Below are 23,023 nucleotides of genomic sequence, written 5' to 3'. Positions count from 1 at the left end.
CACAAACGCATGAGATTGGATTACATCGGCGACAGGATCACCGGCTTGAGAGCGAACGGGCCGGGATCCTGGCCCTTGTTGGCGCCGAACAGGAACGACGACTTGCCCTCCGCGACCCAGGCGACGTCGCCAACCACCGTGACGCCGACCGGTTCGGCGAAACCATCCTGCAGCGTCTCGATCACCGCGTCGTCGCCCCGGACAATCATCCTGTCGAGCCGGCCGGCGCCTTCGACCAGCAGGAAGCCATCGCCGTGCGGACGAAATCCGTCGGTCCGGTCCAGCGGCTGCGATGGCGTCAGGCGCGTGACGGGGCCTGCCTTGCCGTCCCGGACCTCGATCCTGAGCAGCGCCGCCGGAATGAACTGGGTGACGTAGAGATGTCCGTCCGGACCGAACGCGATGCCGTCGAGACCGACGCCGTCCTTGGCCGGCGCCAGCAGCGGATCGGACACGAAGACCTCGAGCGCCGTGGCGCCGGGTCGCAGGCAATAGACGTGCGGCGTGAAGCTATCCGTGACATAGGCCGTGCCGTCGGCGCCAACCGCGATGTCGTTGCTCATCGATTTGGGCTCAGGCAGGGCGAAGCTGCCCTTCGCCGCGCCACTGGCGAGATCAAACGTCTTCAGCCAGGCGCCCTTGACGTCGCTGGGGCCGGGGATGCCGATCCCGGTCATGTCGTTCGAGCAGACATAGAGCGTGCCGCTGGCCTCTTCGGCGAGCACGCCGAGCACCGAGCGGCTGGCATTGGCCCCCGGCACGATGAATGGCTCGGCCTTGCCGCCCGGCCGGATCCGCACCACGCCGCCAAGGTTGAGGCTGCCGACATAGAGCGCGCCGTCGCGCGTCGACGTCAGGCTTTCCGGAAAGCTCCGGTCGGGAATGCCGATGGGTTGCGGGAGGTCTGCCATAGGAAATCCATGTCGCGAAACCGTGTCGCATCCGCGTCATTGCATGATAGTTGTATTGATTGCAGGCCGCAACTACGGCGGAGCCGCGAGCAGGAGGACGTTATGCTGAGGATTGTCGCAATGCTGACGGCATTGGCCGGCCTTCTGAACGCCACGCCGGCATTGGCCTGGGGCTCCCAAGGCCATCGTGTGACCGGCGCGATCGCCGATCAGCTGCTCAAGCCGGCCGCCAAGGAGCAGGTCAAGCAGATCCTCAACGACTTCGATCTGACCGGCATCGATTTGCGCAAGGCCGCGCCGTGGCCGGATTGCGTGAAGGCCGTGGTGCGTCACGACGACGGCCGTTTCCATTACGAAGTCGATCCGGACCATCTGGAGTTCGAGGTGCCCTGCACGCCGTTCAATTCGGCGCGGGAGAGGGCGCGCATGGTGGATTACGCCAAGCGCAATTGGGACACCTGCTCCTACACGCCCGACGGCTTCGAGCGTGGCTGCCACAACACCTTCCATTTCGCCGACATCGCGATCCAGCGCTCGACCTTCGACCGCCATTTTCAGGGCACCAATCCGCATGACATCGTGGCGGCCATGAGCGCCTGTATCGCCGTGCTGCAGGGCAAGCCGGTGCCGCCGACGTTTCCGTTCTCGCTGAAGGACAAGAAGGACGCGCTGTTGCTGCTGGCGCATCTGATGGGCGATCTGCACCAGCCGCTGCATGTCGGCTCGGTCTATCTCGGCGGCAACGGCAAGCTGGTCGATCCCGATATCGACCACAAGGTCGACCCGGACACCGATACCATCGGCGGCAACGCGATCCAGGACAGCGTCGCGGCGCCGTTCCAGACCATCAACCTGCATCACAATTGGGATGACATTCCCGGCGACATCGGCGATGGCGCCACCAGCGAGCTGATGGACGCCGCCAAGTCCGTGCCGCCGAGCCAGGGGGCGCCGGAGAGCTGGCCAGTTGCCTGGGCCACCGACACGCTGCTGGTCGCCCACGACGCCTTCAAGGGCCTGAGCTTCAAGCCGACACCGCCGCCGGCGAAAATCAAATGGACCGCGACCTACGACAACCACGCCGACTATCTGCAGGCCTCTGATGCGATCAAGCGGAAGCAGCTGGCCAAGGGCGGGGCAAGGCTCGCGGAGCTGCTGAACACGATCTGGCCGTCGCCATAGAAGTGCCAACTCGAGGCGCGTTCCTGGAGCGACGCAAGCCAAGGTTCAAGGGCCGCTAGACGAGGGGTTTGCCCGGTGCGCTTTGATGGGCGCACCGGGCCGTAATCCGCCCCGCCTACGCTTTATGCGCCGCCCGGATCAAATGCGGACCGGGGCCGCGCTCGGGAGCGCCGGCGGGAGCCCCCAGACGCATAGCCAGATCGGACATGCCGAGGTCTTCGATATCGTCAAAGCCGTATCCGAGAAGCTCCTGCACGATCTCATCGGGATTAAAATGACTGAGCCAGGGTTCGCCGATTTCAGCGGTGCGAGCCGCGAGTGCAACGACCGCGTCCCGCCGCTCCGGCGGGTAATTCTCCAAGGGTTCGCTGTAATCGAAAACGACCTCTGATTTCGGGACACCAGCGATGTAACGCAAAGTGGCTGCGATAGCGGTGCGCTCCAGATAGGGAACGACACCAAGCCACATGAAGAACGCTGGGCGATCGGCCTCGAACCCGGCATCGCGTAGCCCTTGGCCGAGATCGTCACTTTCAAAATCGACGGCCGCGAAGGTAAGCGACGCCGGAACCACGAGGCCGACCTCTGACAGACGTCGTCGTTTCCAGGCTTGCGTCGCGGGATGATCGACCTCGAAAACCCGCAACCCCAGATCCGAGAAGGGATTGCGCAGCGCGAATGTATCGAATCCGGCTCCGAGAACCACGGCCTGCCGGACGCCACGTGACACCGCACCACCAAGGCAATCCTCGGCAAAGCGGCTGCGCGCCGCCATGAAGATGCGCATGCCCCGCTGTGTCGGGTCGGCGGACAGGCTCGCGATGATGGCGTCGGCATCGTCACCGAGAATGACGCGGGCTAGGGGGTCGGAAAACACCTTGCCGCCCTCGAATTGCTGGTGCGCTGCACGATATCCTGCTGCGCCCAGGGCGGTCCGGCTTGGTGGTCGTTCTGTCATGAATTCACCTGTGTGAGAGAACACGAATCCTCGTTGCAGCGCGCGCGCCGGAATCAATCATGATCCCAGCGCGACACGTCGCACTGCGTCGAGGCGTTCAAATGGATGCGAGAGCCGTTTGGCTTCGGGGAAACTGGCGAAGGCAGAGCGAAAGTACAATTCTTGATCGAAACTATGTTTTGTGTATATTACTTGAGCAAGGGCAGCGCGTTGCGCGCGAGCGCACGCACCTCAAATCCCACCAAATTTTCCTGACATTTCCTCGCCGAGCAGGCTTGGGTTCTTGCTCCCTGAGTCGCGTCTCGTGTGGCGGTGCCCGCTGTCGAGAGGCGGAGGAGGTCGCCGATCCCGGCGCAGCCTTTGACGCCACCATGAAGGACAAGGGCACGGACGTGCGTCGTCGATCGCCATGGTCGTCTCCGGGAAAAGGTTAGAGATTTGCGGTAAGCGATGCGACGTTGCGCCGTTAAGTTGTATACAGCAATATGCGTTGCTGATTTTGGAGGCGAAGGTGGCAAAGCCCGAGGAGCCTTACATCCTCATCGTCGTCGAGACCTATCACGAAAGCGGCGGTGGCCTTCACGGTGATCTGCACGTGAGACCCATCGCCGGTCAGGCGCTCCCGCGCAATTTGCGGGTACGATTTCCCAAGGCTCTCCGTCGAGCGCATCCGCTGGGTACGCGCTTCCTGTGCTACGCGAAACTGTCCGATAAAGAGGGTGGCAACGAATTCGTGCACACGAACCATGCCTGGGATGTACAGGTGCTCGGCCCACCGCCTGCCGGCGAAGATATGAAGTACGTCAAGGGCCGTTAGTGGGTTGTGCGTGCGGACGCGACGCAATCAGAAAGATGAGAATAGGGCGCGGCGCAGGTTCAGTCCTGGTCGATTTCGCGCTTGAGGCCAAATGCTACGGCATCGGAAATTCGGTCGGCGTCCAAGCGTGAAGACTGCGCCAGCGGCACGGAATTTCCGATGCAGCTATCCGCGGATCCTCTCTTTGCGGTGCGGCTCCCATTAAGCTGGCAAATTTGCCCTTGAGAGCTTGAAATGTCACACAATGTGTGACATAATGGAACCTATGTCAGTCAGATTGATGCTAGAGCCGAAATTGTTGCCTGAAGCTGGGATGCTCATCCCCGCTGCGACGACTAATGCCGTGATCCTCAAATTCGCGGTTGGCGCCGGCTTCAGCCGCGCGCTCGACGTCATCCGACTTGCCGCCGCGCTGAAGGACGACAACAGCACAAAGAAGAAGCGCTTCTGGTCGATCTACGACAAGCTCGACTTCGACCCGGCCGAGCTGCTCGGGCCCGAGTCGATCTTGGGCGGCAAGGCGGCCCGTAGTCCGTTTTGGCAAACCCGAGCGCAGACGGATGAAGCGTTCCTCTCCCGGAAGCAGATCTGTGCAATCCGCGACGAGATCGCGGATGCTTGGAAGAGCATCCTGCCGGGTCAGTTCGTTATCGACGGAAACCACCACGCGGTTACGGAATATACTCTCCCGGACCCCGAACTACTCCTTCTTCACTTCCACGAATTCGCGCACGCGCTTCTGTCCGAAACGGACGCCGAGGAGATCGAACTTGCGATCAAGCGCGCCCTCGAAAAACGCATTTGCCGCATCCGCAAGTTCTTCTTCAGCCGGACCCGCGCATTTTTGCGCAGCGACGATGCCGCGCGTGTAGCCATCCACCGCTACCGCGTGAGAACCGGAATCTCTCCTCCCGAAATGGAGCCGAACTGGACGACGCCGTCGTCTGATGAAGCGACACATCCATTTTCGAGGGAGAACTCCTATGCAACCGTTCGCCGACGAGCGAACAGACGACGTTTTCAATGGGCGGCACCGGAAGGACGTGCCCGAAAGCGTCGCACGCCGAGCCGCCACACAAATCGACATCTTGCTCGCAGCCACCAAGCTGGAGGACTGCCGCATTGCGGGGCGGGGACGCATCGCTAAGCGCCAAAACACCGAGCCGCCCACCTTCTGCTGCAACACCGAAGGTCAATGGTGGGTGACATTCCAATGGCAGCTTGGAAAGGCTGTCAGCATCAAGCTGGAAGACACAGGCTAAACATGACTGAACGGCGACCGAGCATTCCGGGTGAGATACTCCGCGAGGAGTTTCTCACCCACTACGAAATCACTCAAGACGAACTCGCAAAAGCGATGGGCGTGTCGCGCTTTCGCGTCAACGAGATCATCAACGGCAAGCGGGCGATCACTGCCGAGACCGCAATTCTGTTGAGCAAGGCGCTCGGTACCTCTGCGAAATTTTGGATCAATTTGCAGACTGCGGTCGATCTCTTCGACGCCGAAAAGAAACTCGCCGGCGTAACCGATGCTGTTCGCTGTCTTTTGCCGGAGTCCGAGTTCATTGCGGATATGCCGGCCTAGCCCGATCCGACAGCACCGCGGTCTCAGCGCCGGCGACGAGCGACGGGAGCAGGAGGCGGCGTGGATCCTTGAGGGCGCAACGAGACGAGGGGACAGCGATGTATCTGGGGATCGATCGACAGTCCGGCCTTGTCTATGAAGGGCTCGAAGGCCCCGTGCTTCCTGTCGTGCCTAGACCGACGGTCACACAGGGCAAGCTGATCAAGCGCGAGGAGGACTGGAACGACCTGCCGACGGGAATTGCACATTCTCCTATGTCGTGGGTATTTCGAGAGGACACGTTCGATCCCGTCACGCGAGCGCGACGCGGGCGGCTTTTCGAGCCCGAGCCCGCACAGCCGGTACAATATCGGGTCCTACCGGACCCCTACGAAGACCCTCGCGGGCGAAGCGTTGGCGCACAAGGTCGAACAACAAAGAATTTGTACGCCTACAAGGCGTGCGTCTCGTTGCTTCGAGAGCCGCACCGGGGCATGGGATTGAAGCTTGCTTTGGGAGTGAGAGACGCCGCGTCTGCGTGGCGCATCATACAAACCGAAGTCGTTGCCAATGGCTGCGTCATGGTCACGCTGAAGTCTCTTTCGGCATTCGGCATCCTTCCGGCCGTCGATGTGGCGAAAATTCCCGTCGAGTTCGAACCAGCGATTTCTCAGACGGTCGAGCGTGCACTCAACGCCGCCTTCCGGGAAACTCCGATCTCAGTCATCGATCAATGTCGAAACACCATGACCGTCCTGCTGTCCCGCTGGCTCGTCGCCTCAGGACATGACCCATCCATTCTCGGCGCCGACCTTGGAAAGATCGGCGAGATCGTCGGCCGGCCGCCTTACGAAAAGGGCATGGTGAGCAATCTCGCAAAAGTCGTCGCGAGGCTGCACTCCCGCGGGAAGACCAACGAGGCACATACGAAGGGACTGCGCGACCCCGTTGATGAAGACGCAGAACTGGCGCTTCACGTGTTAGGGTTCACGCTACGTGACATCGGATGGGCCAACGGAACGTAGAATCACAAGACGTATGATCAAATCCGCACTCGAGAAGTTCATTGAGGGCCACCGGCGGCTCTTCATTCTGACCGGCGCCGGCTGCAGCACGAACTCGGGCATTCCCGACTATCGTGACGTCAACGGCAATTGGAAAAGAACTCAGCCGGTGCGCTTCCAAGCGTTCATGGCCGACGAATTAACGCGCCGACGCTATTGGGCCCGCAGCATGATCGGCTGGCGTTACTTCGGGCAAGCCGTCCCCAACGACGCGCATCGCGCTTTAGCCCAGCTCGAAGCCAGCGGTCGGAGTCAAATGCTGCTCACCCAGAACGTGGACAGACTGCATCAGGCCGCTGGGAGCAGGGTGGTGATCGACCTCCACGGGCGCCTTGACCTCGTCCGTTGCACGACCTGTTCCGCCAGCCAACGCCGCGCCGACTTTCAGGACAGCCTCATGAACCTCAACGCCGCCTGGGTCGACCACGATGCCGCCGTCTTGCCTGACGGCGACGCCGAGCTCGACCACAAAGACTTCTCGGGCTTCGCCGTGCCGCACTGCGCGTCCTGCGGCGGACTTATGAAGCCTGACGTCGTGTTCTTCGGCGAGAGCGTTCCGCGAACTCAGGTCACCCTGGCCATGGAGGCTCTGGAGCGGGCTGACGCGATGCTGATCGTTGGTTCTTCCTTGATGGTCTATTCGGGCTTCCGGTTCGCCCAAGCGGCCGCTCGGCTCGGCATTCCAATCGCCGCCGTCAATCTCGGCAGAACACGTGCAGACGACTTGCTGACCCTAAAGGTCCAGGACCGCTGCGAGGCGGCCCTTGGGTTTCTCTTGTAGACCGAGCCCATATCCATAATTCGCATAAGGTATATTATGGAATATTTATATCTACAATTAGATCAGATATTTAGGCTGAATTCCTCGCACGGCTCATTCATTCGAGCCCAGTTCTCGGCGCGACGGGCCATGCCGCGACCCGCGCGTTGACGGCTACTGTGCATGGGGTTGTTTTTCAGATTTTTGAATCCGCCCCATGTGGCGAAAGCCCATGTTGCCGCGACGGACGGACGCTGCAATAAGCGACCTCGCGCACGAGATCATTGGTGACCCCACGTCGTCAGGTCCGTATATCCATATTCAAGAACAACAAGCCTCTCGAGGGAGAAACCGATGAGCTTTTCACGACGCACGCTATTGAAGGCCTCCGCCGCCACCGCTGTCATGGGCGGCATTGGAGCGCCGCTGGTGGCGCGCGCCCAGACGGCCGAATTTACCTACAAGTACGCCAACAACTTGCCCGACGGCCATCCGCTGAACCAGCGCGCCAAGGAAATGGCGGCCGCGATCAAGGCGGAAACCAATGGCAAATTCGACCTGCAGATCTTCCCGAACAACCAGCTCGGTTCCGACACGGACATGCTGAGCCAGATTCGCTCCGGCGGCATCGAGTTCTTCACGCTGTCCGGCCTGATCCTGTCGACCCTGGTTCCGGCAACCTCGATCAACGGCATCGGCTTCGCGTTCCCGGATTACGACACGGTCTGGAAAGCCATGGACGGCAACCTCGGCGCCTATGTCCGCGGCGAGATCAAGAAGGCCGGCCTCGAGGTGATGGACAACATCTGGGATAACGGCTTCCGCCAGACCACGTCGTCGACCAAGCCGATCAACGGACCGGAGGATTTCAAGGGCTTCAAGATCCGCGTGCCGGTGTCGCCGCTGTGGACCTCGATGTTCAAGGCGTTCGATGCGGCGCCCGCCTCGATCAATTTCAGCGAAGTCTATTCTGCGCTGCAGACCAAGATCGTCGAGGGCCAGGAAAACCCGCTGGCGATCATCTCGACCGCCAAGCTGTACGAGGTGCAGAAGTACTGCTCGCTGACCAATCACATGTGGGACGGCTTCTGGTTCCTGGCCAACCGCCGTGCGTGGGAAAAACTGCCAGCGGATGTCCGCACCGTCGTCGCCAAGCACATCAACGCCGCCGCGATCAAGGAGCGCGAGGACGTTGCCAAGCTGAACGCCGGCCTGCAGCAGGAGCTCGCTGGCAAAGGCCTGACCTTCAACCAGCCCAACGTGGCGCCGTTCCGCGAGAAGCTGAAGGCCGCCGGGTTCTATGCCGAGTGGAAGGGCAAGTACGGCGAGCAGGCCTGGGAGTTGCTGGAGAAGTCGGTCGGCAAACTGTCCTAGTCATCCTTGAGTGCAGGGGGCCGTCATGGCTCATGCCGAGTTGTCTGAGATCATGGCCGGCGAGGCGGAGCAGTCCCCTCGCCGCCGCTCGTTCCTTGCATCGCTGGAATCAGCGCTCGGCATGCTGGTCGAGATTCCGGCGGCGATCCTCGTCGTCGCCGAGATCGTGATCCTGTTCGCCGGCGTGGTGGCGCGCTACGTGCTGCACCAGCCGCTGATCTGGTCGGACGAACTGGCCTCGATCCTGTTCCTGTGGCTGGCGATGCTGGGCGCCGCGGTGGCGTTCCGCCGCGCCGAGCACATGCGGATGACCGCCATCGTCGCCAATGCACGGCCGGCGATGCGGGCCTATCTCGATCTCGTCGCGACCGCAGCGGCGCTGGCGTTCCTGGTGATGATCGCCTGGCCGTCCTGGGAATACGCCTACGAGGAAAGCTACATCACGACGCCGGCGCTGCAGATCCTGAACAGCTGGCGGGCCGCCGCGCTGCCGGTCGGCATCGCGCTGATGGCACTGTTTGCGCTGCTGCGGCTCGTCCGTGCCAGCAATGTCCGGACGGTGCTGGCGGCGATCCTGTCGGTCGCGGCGATCATCGGCGTGTTCTGGCTGCTCAAAGGCTCGCTGAAGCCATTGGGCAATCTCAACCTGATCATCTTCTTCGTCGGCGTTGCCGGCTTCTGCGTCTTCGCCGGCGTGCCGATCGCGTTCGGCTTTGGCCTGGCCACCTACGGCTATCTGGCGCTGACGACGAGCACGCCGCTGATGGTGCTGGTCGGCCGCATGGACGAGGGCATGAGCCATCTGATCCTGCTGTCGGTGCCGCTGTTCGTATTCCTGGGGCTCCTGATCGAGATGACCGGCATGGCGCGGGCGATGGTCGCGTTCCTGGCGAGCCTGCTCGGGCACGTGCGCGGCGGGCTGCATTACGTGCTGGTTGGTGCGATGTACCTCGTATCCGGCATTTCCGGCTCGAAGGCGGCCGACATGGCCGCGGTCGCGCCGGTGCTGTTTCCGGAGATGAAGGCGCGAGGCGCCAAGCCGGGCGATCTCGTCGCCCTGCTCTCGGCGACCGGCGCGCAGACCGAAACCATTCCGCCGTCGCTGGTGCTGATCACGATCGGCTCGGTGACCGGCGTCTCGATCGCAGCTCTGTTCACCGGCGGTCTGCTGCCGGGCCTGGTGCTGGCGATCACGCTGTCGGCGCTGGTGTGGTGGCGCTATCGCGGCGAGAATCTGAGCCATGTGACGCGAGCCAGCAGCGGCGAGATCCTCAAGGCGCTGGTCATTGCCCTGCCCGCATTGGCGCTGCCGTTCGTGATCCGCTACGCCGTGGTCGAGGGCATCGCGACCGCGACGGAAGTGTCCACGATCGGCATCGTCTATGCCTTCCTGGTCGGCTTCTTCATCTATGGCCTGCTGATCTACCGCAATTTCAACTGGCGGCGGATCATGCCGATGCTGGTGGAGACCGCGTGCCTGTCGGGCGCGATCCTGCTGATCATCGGCGCCGCCACCGGCATGGCCTGGGGCTTGACCCAGTCCGGCTTCTCGCGGGCACTTGCTGCGGCGATGACCGGCCTGCCCGGCGGCTCCGCAAGCTTCATCGCGGTCTCGATCCTGGCCTTCGTGATCCTCGGCAGCGTGCTGGAGGGCATACCCGCGATCGTGCTGTTCGGGCCGCTGCTGTTTCCGATCGCGCGCGCCGTCGGCGTGCACGAGGTGCACTACGCAATGATCATCATCCTGGCGATGGGCATCGGTCTGTTCGCGCCGCCATTCGGCGTCGGTTATTATGCGGCTTGCGCGATCGGACGGGTCGATCCGGCCGAAGGCATCAGGCCGATCTGGGGCTACATGCTGGCGCTGTTGATCGGATTGATCATCGTCGCCATCTTTCCCTGGATATCGATCGGATTCCTCTAAGTCGTTTGCGATGGGATCAAGCCATGAGCGCAGCCCCAAACCAGTACTCCATCGGATTGGACAAGACGCCGGCCAACTACGTGCCGCTGACGCCGCTGAGTTTTCTGGCGCGCTCGGCCGCGGTCTATCCGGACCACGTCAGCACGGTCTACGAGGGCCGGAGTTTTACCTGGGCGCAGACCTATCAGCGCTGCAAGCGCTTCGCGTCATGGCTCGCCGGCCGCGGCATCGGAAACGGCGACACGGTCGCTGCGATGCTGCCGAACATTCCGGCGATGAACGAGCTGCATTTCGCGGTGCCGATGGCCGGCGCGGTGCTGAACGCGCTCAACATCCGTCTCGACGCGCCCTCGATCGCATTCCAGCTCGATCATGGCGGTGCGAAGATCATCCTCGTCGATCCGGAATTTTCCGGCGTGATCGCGGAGGCGCTGACGCTGATGAAGGGTGCAAAGCCGTTCGTCATCGACGTCGATGACGCGGCGTTCTCCGGCGGCAAGCGGATCGGCGAAATCGAGTATGAGGCAACCGTCGCGCAGGGCGACGCCGCCTTTGTCGAAAAGGTTCCCGCCGACGAATGGGACGCGATCGCGCTGAGCTATACGTCGGGCACCACGGGCAATCCCAAGGGCGTCGTGACGCATCATCGCGGCGCCTATCTCAACGCCGTCAGCAACATCCTCGCCGGCAATCTCGGCCAGCATCCGGTTTACCTCTGGACACTGCCGATGTTCCACTGCAATGGCTGGTGCTTCCCGTGGACGATCGCAGCCGCCGCCGGGATCAATGTCTGCCTGCGCAAGGTCGATCCCTCAAAGATCTTCGAGTTGATCGGCAAGCACGGCGTCACCCACATGTGCGGCGCGCCGATCGTCTACAACACGCTGATCAATGCGCCGGATGCGCCGCAGGGCGCCAAGGCCAGGCCCGTGGTCGGATTGATCGCAGGCGCGGCGCCGCCGGTCGCCGTGCTGGAAGGCGCCGAGAGCATCGGCATCAAGCTGACGCATGTGTACGGCCTGACCGAGGTCTATGGCCCCGCCTCCGTGTGCGCCGAGCAGCCGGGCTGGGACGAGTTGCCGGCCGATCAGCGCGCGCAGATGAAGCGGCGGCAGGGCGTGCCCTACCCGCTTCAGGAAGGCGTCACCGTGCTCGATCCCGAGACGATGCGCGAGGTGCCGCGCGACGGCGAGACCATCGGCGAGGTCATGTTCCGCGGCAACATCGTGATGAAGGGCTATCTGAAGAACGAGACCGCGACCCAGGAAGCCTTCGCCGGCGGCTGGTTTCACACCGGCGATCTCGGCGTGCTCGACGCGCACGGCTACGTCATCATCAAGGACCGCTCCAAGGACATCATCATCTCAGGCGGCGAGAACATCTCTTCCGTCGAGGTCGAGGACATCCTCTACAAGCACCCGGCCGTGCTGTTCGCGGCCGTCGTCGCTAAGCCGGACGCGAAATGGGGCGAGGTGCCCTGCGCCTTCATCGAGCTGAAGGATGACGCCAAGGCAACCGAGGCCGAGATCATCGCCTATTGCCGTCAGCACATGTCCGGCTTCAAGACGCCGAAGGCCGTCGTGTTCGGGGTGATTCCCAAGACCTCGACCGGCAAGATCCAGAAATTCCTGCTGCGCAACCAGGTCGATTCGGCGAAGGCGATCTCGGCCTGATCGATGTCTGTCCGCAAACTCCGGAAATCTACGGACATACCTAGATAGAAATAGACTTCCGAACGTGGTTCCACGTAACACTTGAGTCGGCTAGCGAGGCCGATTCTGAAGGATTCGTCGCGGAATTCCCGCTCGAACAAGCCCCGCTGCCGTGGGGCGTTTCAATGCGATTGATGTCTTGAGCGCGGGCGCACGATGCGGCGTCTGGCTTGGCTATTGCTGATGGTTGGAGGGTTGCCCGGCATTGCCGCCGCGCAGCCGCCATCCAATGCCGCCTCCGGCGGACAGGACCAGCACGCCTCATCCGCCACAGGCACAACGGCTCCTCCTGCGACATCGTCGAGCTCCAGCCAGTCGGGCAGCACCTCCCCAGCCAGCGCGTCGAACGCGCCTCCATCGACCAGCGGTCCATCTGGTGGTTCGCCCTCGGCGACCAATCAAATGTCCTCAAGCCAGGCGAATACGGCGACCGGGACGACCAATGCGAATATCATCACCGACGCGCGACCCGCGCCGCCGCCCGGACAAGGCGATGCGGCGCAATCCACGTTCACGGCGATGACGCAGTTCACGCAGACGCTGCTCGATCCGTTCGTCGGCGGACGGAGCGCCACCGTCGCACCGCAGGCCTATGCGGACGACCGGTTCGATCCGAATGCCTATGCCGGCGGAGCCACGCGCGGCGGGCTCGATCGCGAGGTGTCGGCCGCGATCTACGGCAAGGCGCTCGTCAACGGCGCGGCCTATGCGCCGCACTGGAACAGTTGGGCTTCCGGCGCCGGCGGCGCGCCATTCTCGGGCGGCGGCGCGATGCAAGGCAGCAGCCAAGCAGGCAGCCGGATGTTCGGCACCGTGGTCGGCACGGACTATTCGCTGTCGCCCCAGACCACGGCCGGCTTTGCCATGGGCGGCGGCGGTGGCGCAAATTTCGGGAGCAGCTCCTTCGGAGGCGGCAGCCGTTCCGATCTGTTTCAGGCCGGCGCGTTCCTGCGGCACACGGATGGACAAGCCTACGTCGCCGGCGCCCTCGCCTATGGCTGGCAGGCGATGAGCAACGAGCGGATGCCGTTTGCGGGCGGCGACCGGCTTAATGCGGAGGTCGGCGCAACGGCCTACACGGGGCGCGTCGAAGGCGGCTATCATTTTGCCACGCCCTGGCTCGGCATCGCCGCCTATGCGGCTGGACAGGTCACGAGCTTCAATCTTCCGGCGGTCGGCGATCAGGCGATGCCGGGCGCCAATCCATTCGCCTCGGCCTTTGGCGCCGTGAATGCGGTCGACGGCCGCAGCGAGCTCGGCATGCGCACCAGCAAGTCCTTCGATCTGCTCAATGGCCTGCTGACGCTGCGCGGGCGCTTTGCCTGGGTGCATGATTTCAACGCCAATGCCGCGACGTCAGGGGCGCCGCCACCTCCACCCGGATCGAATTTGCCCGGCCTCGTCCAGTCGCCCAATGCAGCCCTCACCGGCGCTTCGGCCGAATTGCGCTGGTCGAACGGATGGCTGGCCGCCGCGACATTCGAAAGCGAATTTTCCGGGATGGCGCGGTCATTCACCGGACGCGGCGTCGTTCGCTATGGCTGGTAGCAGTTAGCCGATGTCGATCCGCATGCCGTCATAAGCCGGGATGACGCCTTCCGGCAGCGATTGCCGCAGCACCTCGTAGTCGAGGTCCGAATGCATGTTGGTGATTACGGCGCGCTTCGGCTTGAAGCGCTCGATCCATGACAGCGCATCGGCGACGCTGAAATGGCTGGAATGGGCGGCATAGCGCAGCCCGTCGACGATCCAGAGATCGAGGTTTTGCAACGCCGGCCAGCTCTCTTGGGGGATGTCGTGCAGGTCGGGCGTGTAGGCGGCATTGCCGATGCGGAAGCCGAGCGCCGGGATCTTGCCGTGATGAACCAGGAAAGCGGCGAGCTTCACCGGCCCACCCTTGCCTTCGGTTTCGTGGCTCTCACCCGCCTCGATCGAATGCCGCGTCAGGATCGGCGGATAGTCGCTGCCCTCCGGCGAGATGAAGCAATAGGAGAACCGCGCCATGATGTCCTTGGCGGTCGACTGGTTGAAATAGACCGGAATGCGGCGGCGTTGATGCAGCACCACCGAGCGCAGATCGTCGATGCCGTGGGTCTGGTCGGCATGCTCGTGGGTCAGATAGACCGCGTCGATATGATCGACATTGGCGTCGATCAACTGCTCGCGCAGGTCCGGCGAGGTGTCGATCACGATCCGCGTGGTGCCATGCGCGCCTGATCGTTCGACCAGCAGCGAGCAGCGCCGGCGGCGGTTCTTCGGGTTGTTGGGATCGCAGGCGCCCCAGCCGAGGGCCGGACGCGGCACGCCGGCGGATGAACCGCAGCCGAGAACGGTGAGGGTCAGCGTCATGCAAGAACCTTTGGCGCCGGCACCTTTGAGAACAGGCGGAAGAAGTTTTCCGTGGTCTGCCGCGAGATCTCCTCGAGCGAAACGCCGCGCGCTTCCGCCAGCACCTTGGCGACCTCGACGACATAGGACGGCTCGTTGCGCTTGCCGCGGAATTTGCCGGGCGCCAGATACGGCGCGTCGGTCTCGACCATGATGCGATCGGCCGGCAGCTCGGCTGCGAGTGCGCGCAACGTCTCGGACTTCTTGAAGGTCAGGATGCCCGTGAACGAGATCGAGAGCCCGAGCCCGATCGCCTTCATCGCAAGCTCGCGGCCGCCGGTGTAGCAATGCAGCACCGCCTTGAACGGCCCCTTCGCGATTTCATCTTCAAGGATGCGGCCGCAATCTTCGTCAGCCTCGCGGGTGTGGATCACGAGCGGCAGGCCGGTCGCGCGCGCGGCTGCGATATGCGTGCGAAACCCTCGCTCCTGCGCCTCGCGCGAGCCGTGCTCGTAGAAATAGTCGAGCCCGGCTTCGCCGAGCGCGATCACCTTCGGATGATTTGTCAGCTCGATCAGCTCGCTTGCGGGAATGCCGTCTTCCTCGTCGGCCTGATGCGGATGGGTGCCGACCGAGCAATAGACATTCGGAAAGCGCTCGGTGATCGCGAGCAGCGCGCCGAGCCGCTTCACGCGGGTGCAGATCGTGACGATGCGGCCGATGCCGGCCGCCTCGGCGCGCGCGACAATCCCGTCGAGATCGTCGGCGAAGTCCGGGAAGTCCAGATGGCAGTGACTGTCGACCAGCATGATATCCGAACCGCCTACTCGGTCTTCGGTTCCACGTAGCGCGGGAACACGCCAACCGGCGCCGGCAATGTCGTGCCCGGCTTGAGCCGCTCTCCGAGCGCAGTGAAGTTGCGATGCTGCTTGTCATCGGGGACGCCAAGGCTATCAAGCATCTTCGCACAAGCCGCCGGCATCACGGCTTGCGCCATGATCGCGATCTGGCGCACGACTTCCGCCGTCACGTAGAGCACGGTCTTCTGGCGAGCCGGATCCGTCTTGGCCAGCGCCCACGGCGCCTCGCCCGCGAAGTAGCGGTTGGCTTCGGCGACCACGGCCCAGACCGTATTGAGCCATTGATGGATCTGTTGCGTCGCCATCGCGGTGCGCGACGCCTCCAGCATGGCATCGGCCATCGCCAGGATCGCCTTGTCGTTGTCGGAGAATTCACCGGGCTCCGGCAGCACCCCACTCAGCTGCTTGGCGATCATCGACAGCGAGCGCTGCGCCAGATTGCCGAAATCATTGGCGAGATCGGCATTGATGCGCGCGACGATGGCCTCGTGGTTGTAATTGCCGTCTTGCCCGAACGGCACCTCGCGCAGGAAGAAATAGCGCACCTGATCGACGCCATACTGCTCGGCGAGATTGAAGGGGTCGACGACATTGCCGACCGACTTCGACATCTTCTCACCGCGGTTGAACAGGAAGCCGTGGGCGTAGACGCGCTTCTGGATCGGCACGCCCGCCGACATCAGGAACGCCGGCCAGTACACCGCGTGGAAGCGAATGATGTCCTTGCCGATGATGTGCAGATCGGCCGGCCAATAGCGCCAGTTCGGATCTGTCTCGTCGGGGAAGCCGACGCCGGTGATGTAATTGGTCAGCGCGTCGACCCAGACATACATCACGTGCTCAGGATCGTTCGGAACCTTGACGCCCCAGTCGAAGGTGGTGCGCGAGATCGAGAGATCCTTCAGGCCGCCTTTGACGAAGCTCACCACCTCGTTGCGGCGCGAGTCCGGGCCGATGAAATCGGGCTGGCTCTCGTAGAGGTGCAACAGTCTGTCCTTATAGGCGGAGAGCTTGAAGAAGTAGCTCTTCTCCTCCACCCACTCGACCGGCGTGCCTTGCGGACCGCGGCGCACATTGTCCTCGCCGACGGTGGTTTCTTCCTCGGCGTAATAGGCCTCGTCGCGCACCGAATACCAGCCGGCATAGATGTCGATGTAGACGTCGCCGTTCTGCTGCATCCGATTCCAGATCGCCTGCACCGACTTGTGGTGCGCGGGCTCTGACGTGCGGATGAAGCGGTCGAAGGAGATGTCGAGGCGCTCATCCATCTCCTTGAAGCGCGCCGCATTGCGGGTCGCGAGCTCGTTCGGCGTCAATCCTTCGGCCTGCGCGGTCTGGATCATCTTCTGGCCGTGCTCGTCGGTGCCGGTCAGGAAGAATACGTCCTTGCCGTCGAGCCGCTGGAAGCGCGCCAGCGCGTCGGTTGCGATCGCCTCATAGGCGTGGCCGATGTGCGGCTGGCCGTTCGGATAGGCGATGGCGGTCGTGATGTAGAAGATGTTGCTGCGATCGATTGCGGGAGCAACCACAGGCGTCGTCGTCGGAGCAGCCACCGGCGCAAGGGCGGGCTCAGCAGCCGGCGCGGCGACCGGCGGTGCCACGACAGGCTTCGGCTGCTTCGGAGCAGCCGGCGGCTTCGCAGCCTTGGGTGCTGGCGGCGCCTTGGGTGCTGGCGGAGTCTTGGGTGCTGGCGCGGGCTTCGGAGCAGGCGCTGCCTTGGGAGCCGGCGGAGCCTTCGTCACAATCTCCGTCGCGGGCGCAGGTGCGGCTGCCTTTGGCGCCATCGGATTTGCCGAGGCCTTGGACGAGGTCTTGGCCGATTTCTTGGCAGCCTTCTTCACCGCTTTCTTGACGGTCTTCTTTGCAGCAGTCTTCTTGGCGACTTTCTTCGCCGCCTTCTTCGCGGTCTTGGCTTTCTTGACGACGGCTTTCTTCTTGGTCGCGCGCGCGGGCGAGGCCTTTTGGGCCTTCTTCGCCTTTTGTTTCTTCGACGACTTCTTAGCCTTCGCCACGACGAATTCCTTTACAGATACAAATCAAAACGGGTTTGTCGGATAGATGACAGGTTGCGGGTCTATCGCGTTGCGTCGGCAAGCATCGAAAATACCGAGAAAACCAGCGGTTTCCGCTCCAGATTGTACGATTCGGTATCGCGCGCGGCGCGGACGATCTTTTCCCATACCTCCGCCAGCCGTGCAAGGCGCGGCAGATTGGCATTGGCGTCGCCGGCGCGCAGCTTCTCGCTCATCCAGCGGTCGATGCCGTCGATAAAGGCGGCCAGCGCGACGCGGTCGCTGGTGCCGAGCGCATCGCCCAGCGCATGCAGTTCGCGCGGATCGACCTGCGGCAAGGTCGCAAGCAGCGCCGCCGTACGCTGCTGCAGCTTCAGCGCGTCGCCGCCGAGCAGCGCCAGCGCGCGCCCGACGCTGCCCTCGGACGCGGCTGCGGCCTCGATCAGCGCCGGATCGCTGGATTCCATTTCGGTGGCGGCAGACGCGGCGCTGATGACGTCACGCTCGTCGAGCGGACGCAGCAATAGCTTGCGGCAGCGGGACAGGATCGTCGGCAGCACCCGCGACGGCGCGTGGCTGACCAGAAAGAACAACGATTGCTGCGGCGGCTCCTCGAGGATCTTCAGCAGCGCGTTCGCCGCATTCGGATTGAGCTCGTCGACGGTGTCGACGATGCAGACGCGCCAGCCGTCGACAGCTGCGGTCGAGCCGAAGAACGAGATGGTCTCGCGCGTCTCGTCGACCGTGATCACGGTACGCATCACCCCGCGGTCGTTGAGCCCGCGCTCCAGCACCAGGAGCCCACCATGAGCGCCAGCCGTGATCTGCCGAGCCACATGATCGGACGGATCAATCCGCAGGCTTGGGGCTGCCTGCACCTGCGACGCCAGCGGATTGCGATAGGCCAGCACGAAGCGCGCCATGCGGTAAGCCAGCGTCGCCTTGCCGATGCCCTGGGCGCCGCCGATCAGCCAGGCGTGCGGAATGCGCCCGCTACGATAGGCATTGAGCAACGCGGTCTCGGCCTCGCGATGCCCGAACAATTCGGACGTCTCGCGCGGATGACGGACCGCGATTTCCTGCTCGACCTTGCGCGCGCTCATGCTGAACTGGCCGTGGTTGCCTGCGCGAACAGATGGTCGCGTAGCGCCGTCCAGACGCGCGATGCGACCGTTTCAGGATCGGCGGTGGCGTCGATCAGCACACAGCGCTGCGGATCCTCCGCCGCGATCTTCCTGTAGGCTTCGCGCAGGTCGCGGTGAAACTGGACGTCCTCCGCTTCGAAGCGATCGGCCACGCCTGTGCCGCGGCGCACGGCGGCGCGCTGCAGGCCGACCTCGACGGGCACGTCGAGGATCACGGTCAGATCAGGCTTGAGGTCGCCGATCGTCACCCGCTGCATCGCGTTGACAAGCGCCGGCAGCACTTGCCCGAGCTGGCCCTGATAGGCGCGCGTGGAATCGAAGAAGCGGTCGCACAGCACCCAGACGCCCTGGTTCAGCGCCGGCAGGATCACGGTGCGGACATGGTCGTCGCGCGCCGCGGCGAACAGCAGCGTTTCGGCGTCGGGGCCGAGCAGCTTGCCCATGCCCGACAGCACGACATGACGGATGATCTCCGCCCCTGGCGAGCCGCCCGGCTCGCGCGTGACGATGGCGCGTAGTTTTGCCGCGTCCAGTCGCTCCGCGAGCTTGCGGATCTGGGTCGATTTGCCCGAGCCCTCGCCGCCTTCGAAGGTGATGAAGCGACCGCGCAGGCTGGGCCGTTTGACCGCTGCTTCAGCCATGTCAGAGCTTCTCGACGCCGGCGCGGAACATGCCGATCACCAGCTCCTGGGCGCCATCGAGCGCACGGCGCATCGTCGACCCCGTGCCGACGGCCTCAGCCGCATAGACCGGTGCCTCCATCGCGACATTGGCGCCACGCCACACCCTGACCACGCCGACCTTCTGGCCGGCCGCGACCGGCGCGCGCACCGGGCCGCTATAGACGACGCGGGCGATCAGCTTGTCGTTGCCGTTCTTGGCCACCATCACCTTGATCGGATCTGGGCTGGTGAGCTTCACCGACCGGCTGTCGCCACCGAAAACCTTGGCGTAGCCGACCGGCTGGTTGGCGGCGATCAGCGTGCGGGTCTCGAAGCTGCGGAATCCCCATTCCAGCATCTTCTTGGCTTCGGTGGCGCGGTCCTCGGCGTCCTCCAGGCCGTTGACGACCACGATCAGCCGCGTGTCGTTCTGCACGGCCGAGCCGACCATGCCGTAGCCGCCCTCCTTGGTGTAGCCGGTCTTCAAGCCGTCGGCGCCGGGCATCGCGTTGAGCAGCGGGTTGCGGTTCTGCTGGCGGATCTTGTTCCAGGTGAATTCCTTCTCGCCGAACAGTTTGTACATCTCCGGATAGGTCAGGATGATGTGGCGCGCGAGAACCGAGAGTTCCCGCACCGTCATCTTGTTGCGGATGTCGGGCAGCCCGTTGGAGTTGCCGAAGGTCGATTTGATCAGACCGAGCTCGCGGGCGCGCTTGGTCATGAAGTCGTTGGCAAAGGTCAGCTCATTGCCGGCCATGCCCTCGGCGAGCGCGATGCAGGCATCGTTGCCGCTCGGGATGATCGCGCCGTGCAGGAGATCGTCGATCGAGACCTTGCTGTTGATCGCCGCGAACATCGTCGAGGTACCGGACGGCGCCCCGCCCCGCCGCCAGGCGTTCTCGCTGATCCGGTACTCATCGGTCAGCTTGATGTCGCCCTTCTTGATGGCGTTGAAGACGACCTCGGCCGTCATCAGCTTCATCATGCTGGACGGCGCGCGCAACTCGTCGGCGTTCTTCTCGAACAGCACGCTGCCGGAGGACGCTTCGACCAGGATCGCGGTCGGGGCATCGCCGTCGAAGCCCCCTTCTTCCTTCTTGGCGCCCTGCACGCTGTTGTTGGCGGCATAGACGATCCCGCTGCAGCCGACGCCGAGCGCGACCATGGCGGCCAGAACGGGCCGCCAGAACCTGCCCGCACGCGTGGCGGATGGGCGGGGAAATGGGGTCTGAAATGCCATCGGCGATGTCCTGAAAGGCAAGCGTTCTAACAGCCGGAACTAGCGCAAACAACTGAGCTTTTCCGCTTATGCAAAGCTGATCCGATTGCCGGTGTTGCCGAATGCCCCTATCGTGGAAACCAAGCCATCCCCGACGAGCAAAACCGGCAAACAAGGCGGAAACGCGATGTCCTCCTCACGCACCATTTCCGCCAATGGGATCGACCTGTTCGTGCGCGAGGCAGGATCGGGTCCCCTCGTCGTGCTCTGCCATGGCTGGCCGGAACTATCCTACTCCTGGCGACACCAGATCACGGCGCTGGCCGCCGCGGGCTTCCACGTCGTTGCCCCCGACATGCGCGGCTTCGGCCGCACCACCGCGCCGGCTGACGTCGGCGCCTACACGATCTTCGACATGGTCGGCGACATGGTCGCCCTCGTCTCGGCACTCGGCGAGCCGCAGGCGATGATCGTCGGGCACGATTGGGGCGCCCCGATCGCCTGGCACGCGGCGCTGTTCCGGCCCGACATCTTCACCAAGGTCGCCGGCCTCAGCGTGCCGCCGCCGTTCCGCGGCCGGGCCAAGCCGCTCGAGACGCTGCGCGAGAGCGGCATCACCAATTTCTACTGGCAGTATTTTCAGCCGCCCGGCGTGGCGGAAGCCGAGTTCGAGCGCGACATCGGCCACACCATGCGCCTGGTGCTCGGGCGCGGCGTGTCCGATCCCGATTCGATGTTCGTCGACGAAGGCAAGGGCTTCCTGGACAAGCTGCCAGTCGGAAAGCCGTTGCCGGCCTGGCTGACCGAGGCCGACATTGCCGCCTTCACCGAGGGCTACAGCCACTCCGGCTTCCGTGGCGGGCTGAACTGGTACCGCAACCTCGACCGCAATTGGGAGCTGACCGCCCCGTGGCAGGGTGCGCAAATCCATCAGCCGTCGCTGTTCATCGCGGGATCGCGGGATTCGGTCATCACCGGCCTGATCGGCGCCAAGCGGGTCGCCGACATGGAACGGGTGCTGCCCAACCTGAAACGGAAGCTGATCATCGAGGGCGCCGGGCACTGGATCCAGCAGGAACGGCCGGATGAAGTCAATGCTGCCCTGATCGAGTTTCTCAGGTGATCTGGCTAAGCCATTGAATCAGTAGAGCCCGCGACCGCTCAGGATCTCGGACGGGCCGCGTGCGTCGATTGGCCGGTAACTCGCCCTCTGCTCCACCGTCTCGCTATCGTCGCTCTCATAGGAGACCGATCGCGGGTTTTGCAACGCCCGGCCGCGGGAGCGGCTGGAGGCGGACATTTCCGAGGTGGCGTTGATCGAGGCGTAATCGGCCGAGGTGTTGCCGAGGCTGTAGGGCCGCCCCTCCGGCATCGGAACCTCGCCGCGGATACGGGCGGCCGAGGACGACAGTTCCGGCACGAACGGGCGTGCCGAGGCCACCCGCACCGAGGATGGTGAGGGCGCCGGCGTGCCGGTGCGGAGCGTCGCCAGCAACTGGCGGTCGTCGGAGCCTTCCAGCGGCGCCCGGCCGACATATTCGACGCGGACGCGCGCCGTGCCATTGCCTTTGAATTCAAGCAGTTCAGCGGCTTTGTTGGAGACGTCGATGAGCCGGTTGCCGTGATAGGGACCGCGGTCGTTGACGCGCACGATCAGCGACTTGCCGTTGGAAAGATTGGTCACGCGGGCATAGCACGGCATCGGCAGCGTCGTATGCGCCGCGGTCAGCGAGCCCATGTCGAAGACCTCGCCATTGGCGGTCAGCCGGCCGTGGAAATCATCGCCGTACCAGGAGGCGATGCCCTCGGCGCGATAATTGACGTCCTCTTCGGGCACGTAGGTCCGGCCCGCGACCACATAGGGCTTGCCGATCCGATAGGTGCCGCCGCCCTTCGGCACGGGATCGCCGAACGCCACCACGCGCGGGCTCGACGACACGCCGTATTTGGGATCGACCTTGCTGGCGAACTTGCCCGACGAGGCGCAGTTGGCGAGCAGGATACACGTTGCCACCGCGACAGCGCCGCGCGCCGTCCGGATAATCGAATCTGGCCGTCTGATCCCCATTCGCCCCAAGTACCTTTTGCCGGACACGGACCGTGTTGGCAGCCCATCTTGCCCGAGTCGTCATGATGCGGCCCACCTCCGCACCAGAGCTTGAAGATATCGCAGCCGGAACACGGCGGAAATAGGGTGAGCCGCAGCGTGACGGCACCGTGGTAAATGATCGGTTGCGCCACAAGTCCGCACATCTACGGAGAAAATGCGGCTGGAATGGCCTGCAGACGCCCTGCTCCGTCCCGCTTTCAAACAACCTGTTGCAGCAAATCATCAGTCGGCGGCGAATGAAGATTCCAACAATTGAATCTTTTTGACTGTGCAAGCCTGCAATCGTTTTGTCTCTGCGCGGGGTGCGAAGGACGGTTTGCAATGATCGAGACGGTAACGGCAGTGATGGGCCTGGTGAGCGCAGGGATCTTTCTGGCCCATGCTTGGGAAGGCTATCGCTACCGGGCCTGATGGCTCGGCA

Annotated in this window: 21 protein-coding genes; 11 read left to right on the top strand and 10 right to left on the bottom strand. The window is 63.6% G+C overall.

The window, feature by feature from the left end; translation table 11 throughout:
* Positions 1 to 20: 20 nt before the first annotated feature.
* Complete coding sequence (locus JQ604_RS16120; protein ID WP_212358401.1) at positions 21 to 911, bottom strand: SMP-30/gluconolactonase/LRE family protein; 891 nt, start codon at positions 909 to 911, stop codon at positions 21 to 23.
* Positions 912 to 1,013: 102 nt separating this feature from the next.
* Between JQ604_RS16120 and JQ604_RS16115 the strand changes: the two genes are divergently transcribed.
* Positions 1,014 to 2,093, top strand: a complete 1,080-nt coding sequence (locus JQ604_RS16115) for a S1/P1 nuclease (RefSeq protein ID WP_212358400.1) — start codon at positions 1,014 to 1,016, stop codon at positions 2,091 to 2,093.
* Positions 2,094 to 2,208: 115 nt separating this feature from the next.
* On the opposite strand, the gene JQ604_RS16110 is transcribed toward JQ604_RS16115, so the two are convergent.
* Positions 2,209 to 3,051 carry a class I SAM-dependent methyltransferase gene (locus JQ604_RS16110; RefSeq protein WP_212358640.1) on the bottom strand — a complete coding sequence of 281 codons (843 nt, stop codon included), beginning with the start codon at positions 3,049 to 3,051 and terminating at the stop codon, positions 2,209 to 2,211.
* 511 nt (positions 3,052 to 3,562) lie between these two features.
* Here JQ604_RS16110 and JQ604_RS16105 point away from each other — a divergent pair.
* The 8 genes from JQ604_RS16105 (at position 3,563) to JQ604_RS16070 (ending at position 12,227) form a co-directional block, all read left to right on the top strand.
* Positions 3,563 to 3,868 carry a hypothetical protein gene (locus JQ604_RS16105; protein WP_212358399.1) on the top strand — a complete coding sequence of 102 codons (306 nt, stop codon included), beginning with the start codon at positions 3,563 to 3,565 and terminating at the stop codon, positions 3,866 to 3,868.
* A 343-nt stretch (positions 3,869 to 4,211) separates the two neighbouring features.
* Positions 4,212 to 5,015 carry a hypothetical protein gene (locus tag JQ604_RS16100; RefSeq protein ID WP_212358398.1) on the top strand — a complete coding sequence of 268 codons (804 nt, stop codon included), beginning with the start codon at positions 4,212 to 4,214 and terminating at the stop codon, positions 5,013 to 5,015.
* Positions 5,016 to 5,132: 117 nt separating this feature from the next.
* Positions 5,133 to 5,453 (top strand): HigA family addiction module antitoxin, encoded by a 321-nt coding sequence (locus tag JQ604_RS16095; protein ID WP_212358397.1) that lies wholly within the window; start codon positions 5,133 to 5,135, stop codon positions 5,451 to 5,453.
* Positions 5,454 to 5,551: 98 nt separating this feature from the next.
* Positions 5,552 to 6,457, top strand: coding sequence for a hypothetical protein (locus JQ604_RS16090; RefSeq protein WP_212358396.1), 906 nt, complete (start codon positions 5,552 to 5,554; stop codon positions 6,455 to 6,457).
* A gap of 13 nt (positions 6,458 to 6,470) precedes the next feature.
* On the top strand, positions 6,471 to 7,277 hold the full coding sequence (locus JQ604_RS16085; protein ID WP_212358395.1) for an NAD-dependent protein deacetylase: 807 nt from the start codon (positions 6,471 to 6,473) through the stop codon (positions 7,275 to 7,277).
* Between the two features lie 333 nt (positions 7,278 to 7,610).
* Positions 7,611 to 8,630, top strand: a complete 1,020-nt coding sequence (locus JQ604_RS16080) for a TRAP transporter substrate-binding protein (protein WP_212358394.1) — start codon at positions 7,611 to 7,613, stop codon at positions 8,628 to 8,630.
* A 25-nt stretch (positions 8,631 to 8,655) separates the two neighbouring features.
* Positions 8,656 to 10,554, top strand: coding sequence for a TRAP transporter large permease (locus tag JQ604_RS16075; RefSeq protein WP_212358393.1), 1,899 nt, complete (start codon positions 8,656 to 8,658; stop codon positions 10,552 to 10,554).
* A 23-nt stretch (positions 10,555 to 10,577) separates the two neighbouring features.
* Positions 10,578 to 12,227, top strand: coding sequence for an acyl-CoA synthetase (locus JQ604_RS16070; RefSeq protein WP_212358392.1), 1,650 nt, complete (start codon positions 10,578 to 10,580; stop codon positions 12,225 to 12,227).
* Positions 12,228 to 12,388: 161 nt separating this feature from the next.
* On the opposite strand, the gene JQ604_RS16065 is transcribed toward JQ604_RS16070, so the two are convergent.
* The gene (locus JQ604_RS16065) at positions 12,389 to 12,664 is read right to left on the bottom strand and encodes a hypothetical protein (RefSeq protein WP_212358391.1); all 276 of its coding nucleotides are present in this window, start codon (positions 12,662 to 12,664) and stop codon (positions 12,389 to 12,391) included.
* Positions 12,665 to 12,668: 4 nt separating this feature from the next.
* Here JQ604_RS16065 and JQ604_RS16060 point away from each other — a divergent pair, with 4 nt between their 5' ends.
* Positions 12,669 to 13,814: an autotransporter outer membrane beta-barrel domain-containing protein gene (locus JQ604_RS16060; RefSeq protein ID WP_212358390.1), complete on the top strand. Its 1,146-nt coding sequence runs from the start codon at positions 12,669 to 12,671 to the stop codon at positions 13,812 to 13,814.
* A 3-nt stretch (positions 13,815 to 13,817) separates the two neighbouring features.
* Here JQ604_RS16060 and JQ604_RS16055 read toward each other — a convergent pair whose 3' ends face one another.
* The 6 genes from JQ604_RS16055 to JQ604_RS16030 form a co-directional block, all read right to left on the bottom strand.
* Positions 13,818 to 14,615, bottom strand: coding sequence for an MBL fold metallo-hydrolase (locus JQ604_RS16055; RefSeq protein ID WP_212358389.1), 798 nt, complete (start codon positions 14,613 to 14,615; stop codon positions 13,818 to 13,820).
* Positions 14,612 to 15,403 carry a TatD family hydrolase gene (locus JQ604_RS16050; protein WP_212358388.1) on the bottom strand — a complete coding sequence of 264 codons (792 nt, stop codon included), beginning with the start codon at positions 15,401 to 15,403 and terminating at the stop codon, positions 14,612 to 14,614. The genes JQ604_RS16055 and JQ604_RS16050 overlap by 4 nt, the downstream gene beginning before the upstream one ends.
* 14 nt (positions 15,404 to 15,417) lie before the next feature.
* On the bottom strand, positions 15,418 to 17,466 hold the full coding sequence (gene metG, locus JQ604_RS16045) for a methionine--tRNA ligase (protein ID WP_212358387.1): 2,049 nt from the start codon (positions 17,464 to 17,466) through the stop codon (positions 15,418 to 15,420).
* Between the two features lie 62 nt (positions 17,467 to 17,528).
* A complete protein-coding gene (locus tag JQ604_RS16040; protein WP_212358386.1) occupies positions 17,529 to 18,569 on the bottom strand; it encodes a DNA polymerase III subunit delta' in 1,041 nt (346 codons plus the stop codon).
* Complete coding sequence (gene tmk / locus JQ604_RS16035) at positions 18,566 to 19,252, bottom strand: dTMP kinase (RefSeq protein WP_212358385.1); 687 nt, start codon at positions 19,250 to 19,252, stop codon at positions 18,566 to 18,568. The genes JQ604_RS16040 and tmk overlap by 4 nt, the downstream gene beginning before the upstream one ends.
* 1 nt (position 19,253) lies before the next feature.
* Positions 19,254 to 20,438: a D-alanyl-D-alanine carboxypeptidase family protein gene (locus JQ604_RS16030; RefSeq protein ID WP_433996252.1), complete on the bottom strand. Its 1,185-nt coding sequence runs from the start codon at positions 20,436 to 20,438 to the stop codon at positions 19,254 to 19,256.
* A 241-nt stretch (positions 20,439 to 20,679) separates the two neighbouring features.
* Here JQ604_RS16030 and JQ604_RS16025 point away from each other — a divergent pair, with 241 nt between their 5' ends.
* Positions 20,680 to 21,615 carry an alpha/beta fold hydrolase gene (locus tag JQ604_RS16025; protein WP_212358383.1) on the top strand — a complete coding sequence of 312 codons (936 nt, stop codon included), beginning with the start codon at positions 20,680 to 20,682 and terminating at the stop codon, positions 21,613 to 21,615.
* 18 nt (positions 21,616 to 21,633) lie between these two features.
* Here JQ604_RS16025 and JQ604_RS16020 read toward each other — a convergent pair whose 3' ends face one another.
* Entirely contained in the window at positions 21,634 to 22,560 is a 927-nt protein-coding gene (locus JQ604_RS16020; RefSeq protein WP_212358382.1) for a septal ring lytic transglycosylase RlpA family protein, read from the bottom strand.
* Positions 22,561 to 23,023 lie beyond the last annotated feature (463 nt).

Origin of the sequence: Bradyrhizobium jicamae (assembly GCF_018130695.1) — a bacterium.
Classification (GTDB): Bacteria; Pseudomonadota; Alphaproteobacteria; order Rhizobiales; family Xanthobacteraceae; genus Bradyrhizobium; species Bradyrhizobium jicamae_B.
Note: the sequence above shows the minus strand (reverse complement) of the source record. Positions and strands in the feature narration are given on the sequence as shown.